The organism is Rheinheimera texasensis (assembly GCF_964031785.1).
GTDB classification, from domain to species: Bacteria; Pseudomonadota; Gammaproteobacteria; order Enterobacterales; family Alteromonadaceae; genus Pararheinheimera; species Pararheinheimera texasensis_A.
Map to the genome: position 1 here is coordinate 167999 of NZ_CAXIRE010000018.1, position 15166 is coordinate 183164.

General features: G+C 52.0%; 13 protein-coding genes and 1 riboswitch. Of the genes, 11 read left to right on the plus strand and 2 right to left on the minus strand.

From position 1 onward, the window contains the following. The first annotated feature begins 9 nt into the window (after positions 1–9). Complete coding sequence (locus tag ABNT34_RS08275) at positions 10–738, plus strand: methyltransferase (protein ID WP_348730530.1); 729 nt, start codon at positions 10–12, stop codon at positions 736–738. Positions 739–747: 9 nt separating this feature from the next. After that, on the plus strand, positions 748–1944 hold the full coding sequence (locus tag ABNT34_RS08280) for a crosslink repair DNA glycosylase YcaQ family protein (protein ID WP_348730532.1): 1197 nt from the start codon (positions 748–750) through the stop codon (positions 1942–1944). Between the two features lie 22 nt (positions 1945–1966). On the opposite strand, the gene ABNT34_RS08285 is transcribed toward ABNT34_RS08280, so the two are convergent. Both ABNT34_RS08285 and fldB read right to left on the minus strand, forming a co-directional pair. Beyond that, a complete protein-coding gene (locus ABNT34_RS08285) occupies positions 1967–2338 on the minus strand; it encodes a DUF3718 domain-containing protein (RefSeq protein ID WP_348730534.1) in 372 nt (123 codons plus the stop codon). Positions 2339–2460: 122 nt separating this feature from the next. Next, positions 2461–2549: riboswitch (cyclic di-GMP riboswitch) on the minus strand. Positions 2550–2693: 144 nt separating this feature from the next. Further along, the gene (gene fldB / locus ABNT34_RS08290) at positions 2694–3236 is read right to left on the minus strand and encodes a flavodoxin FldB (protein ID WP_348730536.1); all 543 of its coding nucleotides are present in this window, start codon (positions 3234–3236) and stop codon (positions 2694–2696) included. 101 nt (positions 3237–3337) lie between these two features. Between fldB and xerD the strand changes: the two genes are divergently transcribed. From xerD to ABNT34_RS08335, 9 genes are all read left to right on the plus strand, one after another. Continuing rightward, positions 3338–4261 carry a site-specific tyrosine recombinase XerD gene (xerD, locus tag ABNT34_RS08295; protein WP_348730538.1) on the plus strand — a complete coding sequence of 308 codons (924 nt, stop codon included), beginning with the start codon at positions 3338–3340 and terminating at the stop codon, positions 4259–4261. A gap of 18 nt (positions 4262–4279) precedes the next feature. Then, positions 4280–4999: a bifunctional protein-disulfide isomerase/oxidoreductase DsbC gene (gene dsbC / locus ABNT34_RS08300; protein ID WP_348730540.1), complete on the plus strand. Its 720-nt coding sequence runs from the start codon at positions 4280–4282 to the stop codon at positions 4997–4999. Positions 5000–5003: 4 nt separating this feature from the next. Then, on the plus strand, positions 5004–6728 hold the full coding sequence (gene recJ, locus ABNT34_RS08305) for a single-stranded-DNA-specific exonuclease RecJ (RefSeq protein WP_348730542.1): 1725 nt from the start codon (positions 5004–5006) through the stop codon (positions 6726–6728). A gap of 121 nt (positions 6729–6849) precedes the next feature. Next, positions 6850–7948 (plus strand): peptide chain release factor 2 gene (gene prfB / locus ABNT34_RS08310; RefSeq protein ID WP_169739306.1). Its coding sequence is split into 2 segments (ribosomal slippage): positions 6850–6924 and positions 6926–7948, totalling 1098 coding nucleotides; the frame shifts between segments, so codons are not numbered across the junction. A gap of 158 nt (positions 7949–8106) precedes the next feature. Continuing rightward, the gene (gene lysS / locus ABNT34_RS08315) at positions 8107–9633 is read left to right on the plus strand and encodes a lysine--tRNA ligase (protein WP_348730544.1); all 1527 of its coding nucleotides are present in this window, start codon (positions 8107–8109) and stop codon (positions 9631–9633) included. Positions 9634–9973: 340 nt separating this feature from the next. After that, a complete protein-coding gene (locus tag ABNT34_RS08320) occupies positions 9974–10516 on the plus strand; it encodes a hypothetical protein (protein WP_348730546.1) in 543 nt (180 codons plus the stop codon). Positions 10517–11008: 492 nt separating this feature from the next. Beyond that, positions 11009–13294, plus strand: a complete 2286-nt coding sequence (locus ABNT34_RS08325; protein WP_348730547.1) for a catecholate siderophore receptor Fiu — start codon at positions 11009–11011, stop codon at positions 13292–13294. 64 nt (positions 13295–13358) lie between these two features. After that, positions 13359–14039: a Fe2+-dependent dioxygenase gene (locus ABNT34_RS08330; RefSeq protein WP_348730549.1), complete on the plus strand. Its 681-nt coding sequence runs from the start codon at positions 13359–13361 to the stop codon at positions 14037–14039. A 239-nt stretch (positions 14040–14278) separates the two neighbouring features. Beyond that, on the plus strand, positions 14279–15160 hold the full coding sequence (locus ABNT34_RS08335) for an ABC transporter ATP-binding protein (protein WP_348730551.1): 882 nt from the start codon (positions 14279–14281) through the stop codon (positions 15158–15160). Positions 15161–15166 lie beyond the last annotated feature (6 nt).

Consider the following 15166-nt stretch of genomic DNA (forward strand, 5'->3'; position numbering starts at 1 on the left):
CGGGGCGCTATGGCTGCAGGCTTTCGTTGTAAACAGTTTTTTGTGTCGCATCAGCACTGTGCGATGAAAGTCGGCACTGATGCTTTGTTGCTGGGCGCCTGGACTTCAGTGCCGGCCAGCGGCGATTGCCTGGATATTGGCTGTGGCAGCGGCATTCTGAGTCTGATGCTGGCGCAGCGTACCGGGTCGTTGCAGCTTATCGATGCAGTCGAGCTGGGCAGTGCGGCTGCCGCGCAAGCCCGGCAGAACGTACTCGAGAGTCCATGGCCAAGCCGGATCCGGGTTATCGAACGGGATATTTTAACCTATCCGGGCAGCGCTGACCACTTGGCACAGCGCCGCTATCAGCAGATCACGTCAAATCCGCCATATTTCACCGCCGCATTGACCAATCCGGACCAGCAAAAACAACTGGCCCGCCATAATGACCAGCTGCCATTTGCCGGTTTGTTACAGGTCGCAGCCGCATTGCTCGTACCAAACGGCCGTTTTAGTCTGATTTTGCCGGTACAGGAAGCAGAGCGTTTGCTGGGTTTGGCCAGAGACAGTGCCTGGCATTTATTGCGCTCACAGGCAGTACAGAGCCAGCCGGACAAAAGCCCGGCGCGGCTGTTGCTGGAACTTGGGCTTGCTCCGGTCGCCACCGAGCAGCTGCCGGTATTGCTGGTGCGCGACGAACAAGGGCAATATAGTCCGGCTTATCGCCGATTGCTGGCGGGTTTTTATCTGAATTTTTAAGGGGTTGTGATGTCGACTGCATTACCACTGTCACCCGCTGAGTTTTTACAGCTGCTGCTGGCAAAACAGCAACTGAGTACCCCGCAAAGCCGGCGCAGCGGCACGTTACAAGTTATTGAACAGCTTGGTTATGTGCAGATTGATTCGATTAACGTCGTTGAGCGCGCCCATCATCATGTGTTGTTTAACCGGGTGAAAAACTATCAGCCACAGTGGCTGGATGACCTTTTGGCTGAAAAACAGATTTTTGAATACTGGTCGCATGCGGCGGCATTTTTGCCGATGCGGGATTTTCGTTTCAGCCTGTATCGCAAAACGCAGCTCCAGCAAGGTCAGAAACACTGGTACACACCAGATCATCAGCAAATGCGCGAAGTGCGGGCCCGTATCCGCGCCGAAGGGCCGTTAAAAGCGGCGGACTTTGCCAAAACGACTGAGGCCAGTGGCCCCTGGTGGGACTGGCAGCCGGCCAAAAAAGCTTTAGAGCAGCTCTTTATGCAAGGCGAGCTGATGGTGGTGCGCCGTGAACGTTTTCAGAAAGTGCTGGACCTGACAGAGCGGGTGTTACCGGCCGGCACCGATTGCCGGGTCCCGGACGAGCGTGAATATGCGATGCATCTGATTGAGCGTTATCTGCAATGCCATGTCGCAGGTACCGCCAGCCAAATCAGTTACCTGCGCCCTGGGATGAAAACGCCGGTGACCCATTTACTCAAAGAGCTGGCGCACAGCGGGGTGTTGCATTGTTTTCAGTATCAGGGGCAAAGCTATTACGCAGATCCCTCGCAATGGCAGCTGCCAGCGAAGGCGACGCAGGTCTATTTGTTGAATCCGTTTGATAATCTGCTGATCCAGCGCCAGCGTTTACAGCATTGGTTTGCTGCGGACTATCAGCTGGAAATCTATGTACCAGCGGAAAAACGTCAATTTGGTTATTACAGTTTGCCGGTATTTTACGGCACAACCTATGTCGGACTGATGGATGTCAAAGCGCAGCGCGACCAAGGGGTGTTGTTATTGCAGCACTTGCTGCTGGCGCCGTTATGGCTTGGGAAAAGTCGGTTTGTGCAGCAGTTTTCTAAAGCACTGCAGGCTTATGCCCGTTTTAATGGCTGTACTGAGGTGGTGTTAGTGCGGGCAGAACCAAAGCTACAACAGTGGTTCCACAATGAAATCAGCCCGCTGCTGCAAAGCGAAGCGGGCTGATGTTCTGCGCTAAAAGCGGAAATTAGCTGGCGCTGCGGGCTTTGATTGTTTCGATGATTGGTGATGCAGCGAAGCCATTGCTTTGTGCCCATTCCACGTCACCTGAACCGGCAACCTGGCTGCCTGGTAACTGCTTGACGATAAATTCAGCAGCATCAGCCGCATTGTGTTTGATGGCAAAGCGGATCAGCGGCAGGCCGTCACACTGAATACCATCATAGACGTTTTTGATGCGCATGCGGTTGTCTGACAGCGTTTTACGGATGCTGTTTTTGTCGTTCGCTGCGACATATGCACACAGAGACTGGGCGATTTGCTCGTCGGCGCTGGCTGGGGTGATGGCAAACAGTGGGCTTACTACAACAGCGATTACAGACAGTGCTTTAAAGTTCATCGTTAACTCCGGTGCCGTCAGGCAATTATCAAGTCAGGGGGATACGATGAAAGGCGAGCAGGACTCCTGCACAGACGCAAAAACGTAGCACGTTTTGCAGATCTTCATCCCGGTGATGTTGGGATGGCAGCCCGGCTGTCATAGGTTGATTCAACCCTTAGACCCGAAGCTTTGCGTGAGCAGTCTTTCAACTGTCTTGCCTTTCGATGCCGCGCATTTTATGCAGATAAAATGGCAGTAGCAAGGATTATTTTAACATTTGTGCACTTTTTTCCACCAAAACTGGTCTGAACAGAATCAGTTACTTAGCGTCGTTTTGATGAGAAAACCAGCAAAAATGCGCTCTGCAGCGCGATTAACTGGTTAACTCCGCAATTTCTGCAAGGATCTGTGTGCTCCACTGCAGCAGCCGGCTGTCGGTCTGGTCATATTGATTTTCTTCATCAAGCGCGAGACCAACAAACCATTCTCCGTCCGGCGTCAGGGCTTTGGATTTTTCGAACTGATAACCGTCGGCCGACCAAAAACCAATACGCTGACAATTTTGCCCGGCAATGGCATCGCTTAGCATGCCCATCGCATCGACAAACCATTCGGTGTAACCAATCTGGTCACCCATGCCGAAAATGGCGACAATTTTACCGTCAAGGTTCACGCCGGCGATGTCGTCCCAATGTGCTTCCCAGTCTTCCTGCAGTTCACCGAAATCCCAGGTCGAGATGCCGAGGACCAACACATCATAATCTTGCATCCGCTGCAGTGGCTGCTGTTTGACGTTGTGCAGTGATACACTGCTGTTGGTTGGCAAAGCCGGATCCGACTCCAGCAAGACTTTCAGCTTCTCAGCAGTCATCTCGGTGTAACAAGTGGTGGACCCGTAGAAAATGGCAATATTCATCAATCACATCCAAAAAAGCGGTGTTGGCGCGAGCCAGGCTGGGCGGATTGTATCAGAGGGGCCAAGCCAGCCCAAGCGCAGCAATGTTGCGAAGGTTAGTCATGGCTGATCGCCGGCAACGCGCAAAACAGCCATCGGCGGCAAGTCAGGCGCTGATCACACAGTTTCTTGATGAGCTGTGGCTCAGTGATGGCGTCAGTGCACACACTTTAGCGGCTTATGGCACAGATTTGCGCCAGCTTGCCTGTTTCACCGAGCAACAAGGCCGGCCATTTCCGCAGGCTGATTCGGCTTTATTGGAAGCCTTTCTGGCCAGCCGTTACGACAAAGGCTTGTCACCGCGCAGTACAGCACGACTGCTCAGTAGCCTGCGGCGTTTTTATCAGACTTTGCATCAACGCGGCGACATTGCGCAGAATCCACTGGCCGGCGTCATCAACCCAAAGCTGGGCCAGCCACTGCCAAAAACCTTATCAGAAGCGGATGTGACGGCCTTGCTGGCTGCGCCTGATCTGAATGAAGCCATCCAGTTTCGCGACAAAGTGATGCTGGAACTGTTGTATGCGTCTGGCCTGCGGGTCAGCGAGCTGGTCAGTCTGAGCTTGCCGCAGGTGAATGCCCGTCAGGGAGTGCTGCGGGTCTTTGGCAAAGGCTCGAAGGAGCGGCTGGTGCCATTTGGCGAAGAAGCCGCGGACTGGCTGCAGCGGTATTTGGCGCATGGCCGGCCTTTGTTACTGAGCGAACCGACTGATGTGTTGTTCCCGAGTCAGCGGGGCGCACAAATGACGCGACAGACGTTCTGGCACCGGATTAAGTTTTATGCGAAAGTGGCCGGCATCGATGCAGAGTTGTCGCCGCATACGCTGCGCCACGCTTTTGCTACCCATTTATTGAACCACGGCGCGGATTTGCGCGTCGTACAGTTGTTACTGGGCCACAGTGATCTGTCGACGACACAGATTTACACCCATGTTGCCCAGTTGCGGTTAAAACAGTTACATCAGTTACATCATCCGCGTGGTTAGGATGAACAAGGAATTATCATGAAAAAATTCTGTGCCGCATTGCTGCTGGCATTGCCTTCGGTGTCTTTACTGGCGGCTCCCGCGGCCCTGCCGGTTGAGCCTAAATTAGCCCAGCAACTGGCTGAACTGGGGATCAAACCAACATCGGTTGCCAATGCGCCGGTTCCGGGGCTGCTGCAGGTGTTTACTGACCGGGGTTTGTTTTTCGCAAGCGCGGATGGCCAGTATCTGATCCAGGGTGAAGTTTTTGATTTAAAAAACAAAGTGCACGTTAATGAAGAAGTGATGAAGCCGATGCGTCAGGCCGGTGTTAAGCAAATGTCGGCGTCAGCGATTGAATTTAAAGCGAAAAATGAAAAATTCGCTGTGACAGTGTTTACCGATACCGATTGTGGTTATTGCCGCAAACTGCATAGCGAAATGCAGGATTATCTGGATGCCGGCATTACAGTGCGTTATCTGGCTTACCCGCGTGGTGGTGAAAACAGCCAGACGTTCAGTACCTTAGAATCAATTTGGTGCTCAAAAGACAAACAGGGTGCGATGAATAAAGCCAAGTCGGGCAGTGAAGTTTCTGTGGCTAAATGTGCCAGCAACGTCGCGGCACAGTACCATATGGGACAAAGCTTTGGCATCAGCGGCACACCGGCCATAGTTCTACCAGACGGCAGTATGATTCCAGGTTATCAGCCGGCAGCAGCTTTAGCCGCCGCACTGACGCAGTTGGCGAAACGCTAAGCTGATGACGCTGGTTAAAACCTTACAACAAAGGCCGGTGCTGACACCGGCCGCTTTGTCATTGCCGGTGCATCCGGTGTTGCAACGCCTGTACGCCCATCGCGGTATTGCTGACGCTGCTGAACTGGCGCGCAGTGCGCAGCAACTGTTGCCTTATCAGCTGCTCAAAGGTATGCCGCAAGCGGTGGCCTTGTTGCTAGACGCCCGGCAACGCCAACAACGCATTCTGATTGTCGGCGATTTTGACGCAGACGGCGCCACCAGCACCGCCACATTACTGGCTGGTTTACGTGCGCTTGGTTTTGCCAATGTCGATTTTTTGGTGCCAAACCGCTTCGAATATGGCTACGGCTTGTCGGTCGAAATGGCTGAGCTGGCGCTTAAGCATGGCGCTGAACTGATTGTCACTGTCGACAACGGCATTTCCGCCATCGAAGGCGTGGCACGGGCCAAAGCGGCCGGCGTGCGGGTGTTGGTCACGGACCATCACCTGGCCGGCAGCGAATTGCCGGACGCCGATGCCATTGTTAATCCAAATCAGCCCGGTTGCGACTTCCCCAGTAAAGCGCTGGCGGGCGTCGGTGTGGCTTTTTACCTACTGTTAGCAGTACGGGCTGCACTGCGTGAGCAGGGCGCTTTTACACAAATACCAGAGCCGAATTTGGCTGAATTATTGGATTTAGTTGCGCTTGGCACTGTGGCGGACGTGGTGCCGCTTGATCATAACAACCGTATTCTGGTGCATCAGGGCTTGCAGCGTATTCGTAGCGGCAAAGTGCGTCCGGGTATTCAGGCACTGATTGATGTGGCGAACCGCAAAGCGGCTAAGCTGACCGCGCAGGATTTTGGCTTTGCTTTAGCGCCGCGCTTAAACGCCGCCGGGCGGCTCGATGATATGTCGATTGGCATCGCCTGTTTGTTATCGCCCGATATCAACAATGCGCGGCGTCTCGCAGCAGAGCTGGATAGCCTGAATTTAGAGCGGCGCGAAATAGAGCAGGGCATGCAAACGGAAGCCATGGCGGCGCTGAGTCGCTTGTCGTTGCAAAGCGCTGATTTACCTTCTTGTTTATGTTTATACCAGAGTGACTGGCATCAGGGCGTGATCGGTATTCTGGCCGGACGCGTCAAAGAAGCCTGGCACAGACCTGTGATAGCCTTCGCCCGTGGCGACAACGGTGAATTAAAAGGCTCAGCCCGATCGGTCGCCGGTGTGCATATGCGCGACTTGCTCGAAGCGGTATCGACGGCAGAACCTGGCCTGATTAAAAAATTCGGCGGTCATGCCATGGCGGCGGGTCTCACCATCGCTGAAGCGCAGTTTGAGGCTTTTGTGCAGGCATTAAGCCAACAGGCCAGCCGTTTTATCCAGCCAGAACACTTAACTGCTGTGGTCTACAGCGACGGTGAATTACAGCCGCAGGAGCTGGATATCAGTCTGGCGCAGCTGCTGCAAAACGCCGGGCCCTGGGGCCAGGCCTTTCCGGAGCCGGTATTTCATGGTCGTTTTAAGCTGGTACAACAAAGGTTGCTGGCGGAAAAGCATCTGAAAATGATGCTGCAGGGCGCAGACGGTAAACTCTTTGATGCCATCTGGTTTAATGCCGACATCAAAAGCTGGCCCAATCCACAAATTCAGCAAGTGGAGCTGGCGTATCAGCTGGACATTAACGAGTTTCGCGACCAGCAGAATCTGCAATTGCTGGTGCGGCATTTATGGCCGGCCTGACGCCGGCCAGCAGTCGAACTCTTGGCTGCTTTTCGGCCATCCATAACGCCGGAAAAGGCTGCACCTCAGGCTGAAATTTTGCTACAATCGGCGCCTATTTTTTCAGGTGTCTGGCAAAATCATGTTTGAAGTCAATCCGGTTTATAACAGTATCAAAGACTTAACTGAACGCACCAACGTGCTTCGGGGGTATCTTTGACTACGATGCAAAGAAAGAAAAGTTAGAAGAAGTCTCGCGCGAACTCGAAGATTCCGCCGTCTGGAATAATCCGGAAAAAGCCCAGGCGCTCGGCAAAGAGCGTTCAGCGCTGGAACAAATCGTCAACACCATCGATAAACTGGACCAGGGCCTCGAAGATGTTGCTGGTCTGGTTGAGCTGGCGGTTGAAGCTGAAGACGAAGAGACTTTTGTCGAAGCCCAGACTGAACTGGCAGACCTCGAAGCCCAGCTCGCCAAACTCGAATTCCGCCGGATGTTCTCCGGCAAAAATGACTCCAACCACTGCTTCCTCGACATTCAGGCCGGCTCTGGCGGTACTGAAGCGCAGGACTGGGCCAGCATGCTGATGCGGATGTATCTGCGCTGGGGCGAAGCCAAAGGTTTCAGCCCGGAACTTTACGAAGTCACCGACGGCGACGTCGCGGGCATCAAAGGTTGTACCATTCACTTTACCGGCGAATATGCCTACGGCTGGTTACGTACCGAAACCGGTGTGCACCGTTTAGTGCGCAAAAGCCCGTTTGATTCCGGCAACCGCCGTCATACTTCTTTTGCCTCGGTGTTTGTGTCGCCGGAAATCGATGACGACATCGAAATCGAAATCAATCCGGCCGATTTGCGTATCGACACCTACCGGGCCTCAGGCGCCGGTGGTCAGCACGTTAACCGCACTGATTCTGCGGTGCGGATCACCCACATTCCGACCAACATTGTGGTGCAGTGTCAGAACGACCGTTCGCAACACAAAAACCGCGACAACGCCTTTAAACAACTGCGCGCCAAACTCTATGAGTTTGAATTGCAAAAACAAAATGCCGAAAAACAAGCGCTGGAAGACACCAAATCCGATATCGGCTGGGGTAGTCAAATCCGCTCTTATGTGCTGGATGATTCGCGCATCAAAGATTTGCGCACCGGTGTCGAAACGCGCAATACCCAGTCTGTGCTGGACGGGGATTTGGATAAATTTATCGAAGCCAGCTTAAAAGCCGGTTTGTAAAACATCGTTTACCCAAAACAATTGAAGTTGCAGCGCGACGACCAGAGAACGAGACCCCATGAGCATAGTTTACTATGTGATTGGGGCGAGTGAACGCAGGCAACAAAGCTGCGGCTTCAAGTGTGAAGGGTATTAAAGCTTATTATCAGGAACTGAATATGTCTGAGCAAAACAATCCGATTGAAGAACATCAGGACGTCAATAAGCTGATCGCCGAGCGGAAACATAAGCTGGCTGCATTGCGTGAACAGGGTAATCCGTTCCCGAATGATTTCCGCCGTGACGCCACTTCAGAGCAAATCCTGGCGCAATATGAGCACCTGAGCAAAGAAGAGCTGGAAGAGAAAAAAATCCGTGTGACTGTGGCCGGCCGCATGATGCTGCGCCGCATTATGGGTAAAGCCAGCTTCACCACGATTCAGGACGTTGGTGGGAAAATCCAGCTGTATGTCGCCCGCGACAGCCTGGCAGAAAACGTCTACAACGAAGGCTTTAAAAAGTGGGACTTAGGTGACATCGTCGGTGGCAGCGGCACGCTGTTTAAAACCCAAACCGGTGAACTAACCGTGTGGCTGGATGAGATCCGTTTACTGACCAAAGCATTACGTCCACTGCCGGACAAATTCCACGGTTTAACTGACCAGGAAGCCTGTTACCGTCAGCGTTATCTGGACCTGATTGTCAACGAGCAGTCGCGTAAAACTTTCTTAATCCGTTCAAAAACAGTGGCGTACATTCGCCAGTTTTTTAACAGCAAAGGCTTTTTAGAAGTCGAAACCCCAATGCTGCAAAGCATTCCGGGTGGCGCTTCAGCCCGGCCGTTTGAAACCCACCACAATGCGCTGGACATGCAAATGTTCCTGCGTATCGCGCCAGAGCTGTACTTAAAACGCTTAGTGGTCGGTGGTTTTGAAAAAGTATTTGAACTGAACCGTAACTTCCGTAACGAAGGCGTGTCGACGCGGCATAACCCGGAATTCACTATGCTGGAATTCTACTGGGCTTATGCTGATTACAACGACCTGATGGACCTGACCGAAGAGCTGTTCCGTGGTTTGGCGCAGTCGGTGCTGGGCACCACAGAAGTGCCATATCAGGGCCATATTTTTGATTTCGGCAAGCCATTTGCCCGCATGTCAGTGACAGAATCCATCCTGCACTACAACCCGGATGTGAAGCTGGAGCAGCTGACCACGCGTGAAGCGGTGGCGACACTGGCCAAATCCTTAGGCATTGAAGTCAAAGCCAATTACGGTCATGGCCGTATCCTGATGGAAGTGTTTGACGAACTTGTTGAAACCAAGCTGCAACAACCAACTTTTATCACTGAATACCCAGCCGAGATTTCGCCGCTGGCGCGCCGCAATGACCATAACCCGGAGATCACTGACCGCTTTGAATTCTTCATCGGCGGCCGTGAACTGGGTAACGGCTTCAGCGAGTTAAACGACGCGGAAGACCAGGCAGAACGCTTCCGCGAACAAGTGGCGCAAAAAGAAGCCGGTGACGATGAAGCCATGTACTACGACGAAGATTTCGTCACAGCACTGGAACACGGTTTACCACCAACCGCAGGCCAGGGCATCGGTATCGATCGTTTGGTGATGTTACTGGCCGACGCGCCAAGCATCCGCGACGTGATCCTGTTCCCGCATATGCGTCACAGCGATAAACACGGCAGCTAAGCTGTTGATGTGATGAAAAAAACCACCTTCGGGTGGTTTTTTTATATGTGCATCCCCAGCGCACACTATGCACAGCGTGCCGTATGTGCCAGTCGCAAACGGATGGAAATCAAAAATGTTTAGGGCGAATCCGTAGCAAACGGCACGGCTGCATATAAATGATTGGGAGTCACATTATGGGGCATGGGCATTGTGTTTCCTTGCCGGTCCGTGTCGAGGGTAGGCTTTTACTATGGTTGCTGAAATGTTAATGTTAGGGTTTGGGGGGCCTTGTATGTCGCTGCTGGTCGATTAAGGCCCCATGCCTGTCAAGCTATTCCGACTTACTGTGGGTACTAAGATGAAGCATTCCACACTAATATTTATTGCTGCATTTTCAAGCTTTTATGCTGCAAGTAAAGAAAAGTACAACTTTGAATCGGCTTACAGTGATGTGAGTGACAGAGTGGTGTATAGATATACAAATAACTCTTCTGAAGCGCATTGCATTAGATCCAGTGATTTTTCCCCTGATGTTTTTAGTGATAGCTTTTATGTTAAAACGAAAGGTACGCAAGCTACATATATTGGTGAATCCGAGCAATATGTCGATTTTGAACCAAAAAATTTTATTATATTGCCGCCTAATTCGACGTACCAGTTTAGTGTGAAAATTCAAAAATATTATGACATTGAAAATAAATCGGCGTCTGTGAAGTATGCTGTCCCGGTGTCTCTATGCTCTTTAATATTAAAAAAATATTTTTATATTCCACCTACTGAGTTTCTAAAGTCAAAACAGATAGATTCATCTTTACTGGACATAAAATTATTTTCAAAAGACTACCCAGAATGGTTTGTTCACGGGTTTATAGCTGTTTCAAATGAAACATTTATCCCATAAAAAGTAATCTGAGACACCCATAGCTTCCACTGGACTATGGGTGTTCGTTTTTTTCAAGCACCAACGACAGATCCCAACAATATCTGCAATAGCAGCAAGACTGTCATTTAGTTTTTCCGAAAATCAGGCACTTCAAGAGCTGCTTTTCGCTTAAAGCTACTACCTCCAAACCCCAACAAAGCCAGCAGCGGCAGCCGCGGAGTGAGCGATCAAGAGTGAGCGCGGGAGGCGCGAACGGGCGAACGCAGTGGTGGCGGTGTTGGCTTTGCCTCGACAAATAGCCCTTAACTCAAAGCCGCTAGACCAGCCCCCCAACAAACCGTTTTTCGCCGCTAGCCAATCAAACGTCTACACCAAAGGCTGCATCAACCCATGCCAAATATCAATAAAATACGAATAGGAGTAATTCCTATTTGCAAATAAGAATGGATCTCGATAACATGGCGCCCGAAAAATAAAGCAGCCGTACCGGCAGTAAAAAGGGATCTGACCATGTCGTTAATCAAATCAAAGAAACATTCTCAACCGTATCCGGCCGCTCTGGCCTCGGCGCTGATGCTGGCGATGCCGGCTGCTTATGCGCAGGACACTGGTAAGCTGGCCGAAGTCGAAGTAAAAGGCAGCGCGATTTCAACTGAACTCATTGCCGAAAAAGCCAGCTCTGCCAAACAAGTGAAACCGCTGGTCGATACACCACAGACCATTGTGGTGCTGAAAAAAGAGCTGTTCCAACAACAGCAGGCCAACACCTTATCTGAAACGCTGCGCAACACGCCGGGTATCACCATGCTGATGGGGGAAAACGGCAACACCGCGACCGGTGATTCGATTTTTATGCGTGGTTTTGATACACAAAGCAGTATTTATGTCGACGGCATCCGCGATTTAGGCACAATCAGCCGCGATACTTTTAACACTGAACAAGTGGAAATTGCCAAAGGCCCGGCTGGCGTCGATAACGGTCGTGGCGCGTCCTCCGGCTATATCAATATGAGCAGCAAAGCGGCGACGCTGGATAGCTTTATCACTGGCAGCGCGACAGTGGGTACAGGCTCGCATAAACGCGTCAGTGCCGACGTGAACCAGACTCTGGCCATCGATAATGCTGCCATTCGCGTGAATTTACTGCGCCAGGACAGTGGTGTGCCGGGTCGTGATGTGGTGGAAAACAATATCACCGGTATTGCTACCTCGCTGGCGTTTGGCCTGAACACTGAAACCCGCACCACACTGAACCTGCTGCATGTGCAGCAAGACAATATCCCGGACGGCGGCGTGCCGACCATTGGTCTGGAAGGCTTCTACAGTGCCGCTATTGCCACAGCGTTCCCGAACAACACGGCGCCGGCTTTTGGCAAAGTGGACCGCGAAAGCTTTTACGGCAACAAAAATGATTTTGACCACGTCGTCGCCGATATGCTGACACTGAAGGTCGAACATGATTTTGCCGACAACGTGAAGCTGCAAAATACCAGCCGTTATGGCGTGTCGTCACAAGACTATGTGCTGACCGGCATCAATACCGGCAATGGCATCACAGTACCGGCGGCGACTAAAAATGACCTGAATACCTGGACAGTGAACCGTAACCGCCAGGGCAAAGATCAGCAAAACCAGCTGCTGATTAACCAGACCAACTTGAATGCCACTTTGCAGCAAGGCAGCCTGACGCACAATATTGCCTCTGGTATCGAATTCAGCTTTGAAAGCCAGCTGAACTACACACTGGGTTTACCGACCGGCACCACACAGGTCAATGCCAATCTGTATAACCCGTCGACTGCAGACGTGTTCGCATTACCAGTCCGCACCGGCGCCAAAACTGACGGCAACACCAGTACTGCCGCTTTATATCTGCTTGATACCATTGATTTAAATGCGCAGTGGCAAGTCAGTGCCGGTGTGCGCGCTGAGCACTACAACACCGATACTAACCTCATTACTGTGCAGGGCACGGCTACACCACAGACGGTTCCGGTTGGTACTTTAGTCGCCTCTGAAGCGCGCAAATCAGACAATCTGTTGAGCTATAAAGTAGGCACTACATACAAACCAACAGAAAATGGGTCTGTGTATCTGTCTTATGCCACGTCGCAATTGCCACCGGGCGGTACCAACTTCTCGCTGAGCACTGCTGCGACGAACCAGAACAACCCGATGCTGGAGCCGCAAAAAGGCACCAACCTGGAACTGGGCACTAAGTGGCAGTTACTGGATAAAAACCTGTTCGCGACCGCAGCGCTGTTTGAAACCGTCAATAAAAACGAACTGGTGCGGGATGACCTGAATACTTATGTCCCAGTTGGCGAGAAAACCGTACGTGGCCTCGAGCTGGCGCTGGTTGGTTCACCACTGCAGAATTTTGAACTGAATGCCGGTATCGCGCTGATGAATCCAAAAATCACCCGTGGTGCTTTATACAGCGGTGCGCCAACCGACGGTGGCCTGATCCAGTGGACACCAAAAACCACTTTCACAGTGTGGGGCACTTACACACTGGAGAAACTGAAACTGGGTGGTGGTGCCCGTTACATGGATTCAGTGGCCCGCTCGAATACTACAAACCTGGTTGCGGCTACAAATTCGCTGCTGGAAGTGCCGGATTATTGGGTGGTTGATGCGATGGCGACCTATGAGGTGAATCCGACAGTGACAGTGCAATTTAACCTTTATAACCTGCTGGATGAAGAATACGTGCAGTCACTGAATAACGGCGGTGGCCGTTACCATCAGGGCGCGCCACGTTCGGCCAAGTTGGGTGTTAATGTCGCGTTCTGATAAAGATAGATAATGTCATCAATTCAGGCAGCCTGCGGGCTGCCTGTTCGCATTGAGGTAACTGATGTTATTACATATTCCTGGTGTGTTAAGCAAAGCCGAAGTGGCCGAGTTCCGCCGTTTGCTGGCGCAAAGTAGCTGGACCGACGGCCGTGCCACAGTCGGGCCGCAAGGGGCACAAGTGAAGCATAACCGCCAGTTAGCGGTCGACAGCCCACTGGCGCGTGAACTGGGCGCGATAATTTTGCAGCGTTTGTATCAGCATCCGCAGTTTTTGTCGGCCGCCTTGCCGCTGCGCACTGTGCCGCCATTGTTTAATGCCTACAGCGGCGGTGAGCATTATGGTTTGCATGTCGATGGCGCAATCCGGATTTTACCGGGCAGCACTTTAAGTTTAAGAACAGACGTCTCTTCGACCTTGTTTTTATCCGAACCGGACGAATACGACGGTGGTGAATTGCAAGTCATGGACACTTATGGCGAACATCAGGTCAAACTGCCGGCCGGTGATTTGATTTTATATCCGTCGACCAGCCTGCATCAGGTATTGCCGGTCACTCGTGGCGAACGGGTCTGCAGCTTCTTCTGGAGTCAGAGCCAAATTCGTGATGACGCCAAACGCGCGTTGTTATATTCGCTGGACCAGCAAATTCAGAGCCTGCGCCAGCAGCTTGGTGATAGTAGCGAAGTATTGGCACTGACCGGGCATTATCATAATCTAGTTCGGATGTGGGCTGAGTTATAATATCCCCTTCGTCCTTGAAAATTCGGGGGTGTTGGCTGCCTTCACTCACGGCAATCGCATAGACAACTATGCTCATGCCGATTCGCTCAGTTGCCGCCTACCCGAATATCCAATGACTTTGGGGATAGGTCTTTTCATTGAAGAAATAGCCGACACAATTTGTAAAGGTATTTAACTGGGCGTCAACAACCGCCTTTGGCATGCTGTGTTGGTCTTCTTTTGTCAGGAACAACCCGGTCATGCTCACAATTACAAATCTAAGCAAAACATATGATAACGGCGTTAAAGCGCTGCAGAATATCAGTCTGAATATCCCTAAAGGCATGTATGGTTTGCTGGGGCCAAATGGCGCCGGCAAATCCAGCCTGATGCGTACCATCGCCACTTTGCAATCAGCCGATAGCGGAACCGTCCGCTTTGGCGACATTGATGTATTAAAAGACCCGAACGCGCTGCGTCGTACTTTGGGTTATCTGCCGCAGGATTTTCAGGTCTATCCGCGCATCAGCGCGGCAGATTTGCTGGATCACCTGGCGGTGCTCAAAGGCCTGAACGAGAAAAAATCACGGCGTGAAACTGTTGAAGCTTTACTCGCGCACGTCAATTTATATCAACACAAAGACAAAGCGGTCAGCAGTTTTTCCGGCGGCATGCGCCAGCGCTTTGGCATCGCGCAGGCTTTGCTCGGTGACCCGCAGCTGCTGATTGTCGACGAACCGACTGCCGGCCTCGATCCGGAAGAACGCAACCGTTTCCACAACCTGCTGGTCAGCCTTGGTGAAGATAAAGTCATTATTCTGTCGACACACATTGTGGATGATGTGGCAGAGCTGTGCCCACAGATGGCGGTGCTGGCCGGCGGCCAAATCCTGCTGACTGGCAGCCCGCTGCAGCTGGTCGACGAATTGCAGGGTCAGGTCTGGACTAAAACGGTCAGTCAGGCCGAAGCGCACGAACTGGAGCAGCAATTACCGGTGATCTCTAAACGACTGTTTGCCGGCCGTACTGTGCTGAACGTGTTTGCCATCAGTCAGCCGGTTGGCTTCAGCCCATGCGCCGCCAATCTGGAAGATGTGTATTTCTCTTGTTTGCATCAGGCGCGCCAGCGCCAGTCTGTCTGAGGAGCA

Excerpts from the sequence above, each read along its gene's own strand:
- ABNT34_RS08275 (WP_348730530.1), top strand. The coding sequence starts at position 10 with ATGGCTGCAGGCTTTCGTTGTAAACAGTTTTTTGTGTCGCATCAGCAC.
- ABNT34_RS08280 (WP_348730532.1), top strand. The coding sequence starts at position 748 with ATGTCGACTGCATTACCACTGTCACCCGCTGAGTTTTTACAGCTGCTG.
- ABNT34_RS08285 (WP_348730534.1), bottom strand. The coding sequence starts at position 2,338 with ATGAACTTTAAAGCACTGTCTGTAATCGCTGTTGTAGTAAGCCCACTG.
- fldB (WP_348730536.1), bottom strand. The coding sequence starts at position 3,236 with ATGAATATTGCCATTTTCTACGGGTCCACCACTTGTTACACCGAGATG.
- xerD (WP_348730538.1), top strand. The coding sequence starts at position 3,338 with ATGGCTGATCGCCGGCAACGCGCAAAACAGCCATCGGCGGCAAGTCAG.
- dsbC (WP_348730540.1), top strand. The coding sequence starts at position 4,280 with ATGAAAAAATTCTGTGCCGCATTGCTGCTGGCATTGCCTTCGGTGTCT.
- recJ (WP_348730542.1), top strand. The coding sequence starts at position 5,004 with ATGACGCTGGTTAAAACCTTACAACAAAGGCCGGTGCTGACACCGGCC.
- lysS (WP_348730544.1), top strand. The coding sequence starts at position 8,107 with ATGTCTGAGCAAAACAATCCGATTGAAGAACATCAGGACGTCAATAAG.
- ABNT34_RS08320 (WP_348730546.1), top strand. The coding sequence starts at position 9,974 with ATGAAGCATTCCACACTAATATTTATTGCTGCATTTTCAAGCTTTTAT.
- ABNT34_RS08325 (WP_348730547.1), top strand. The coding sequence starts at position 11,009 with ATGTCGTTAATCAAATCAAAGAAACATTCTCAACCGTATCCGGCCGCT.
- ABNT34_RS08330 (WP_348730549.1), top strand. The coding sequence starts at position 13,359 with ATGTTATTACATATTCCTGGTGTGTTAAGCAAAGCCGAAGTGGCCGAG.
- ABNT34_RS08335 (WP_348730551.1), top strand. The coding sequence starts at position 14,279 with ATGCTCACAATTACAAATCTAAGCAAAACATATGATAACGGCGTTAAA.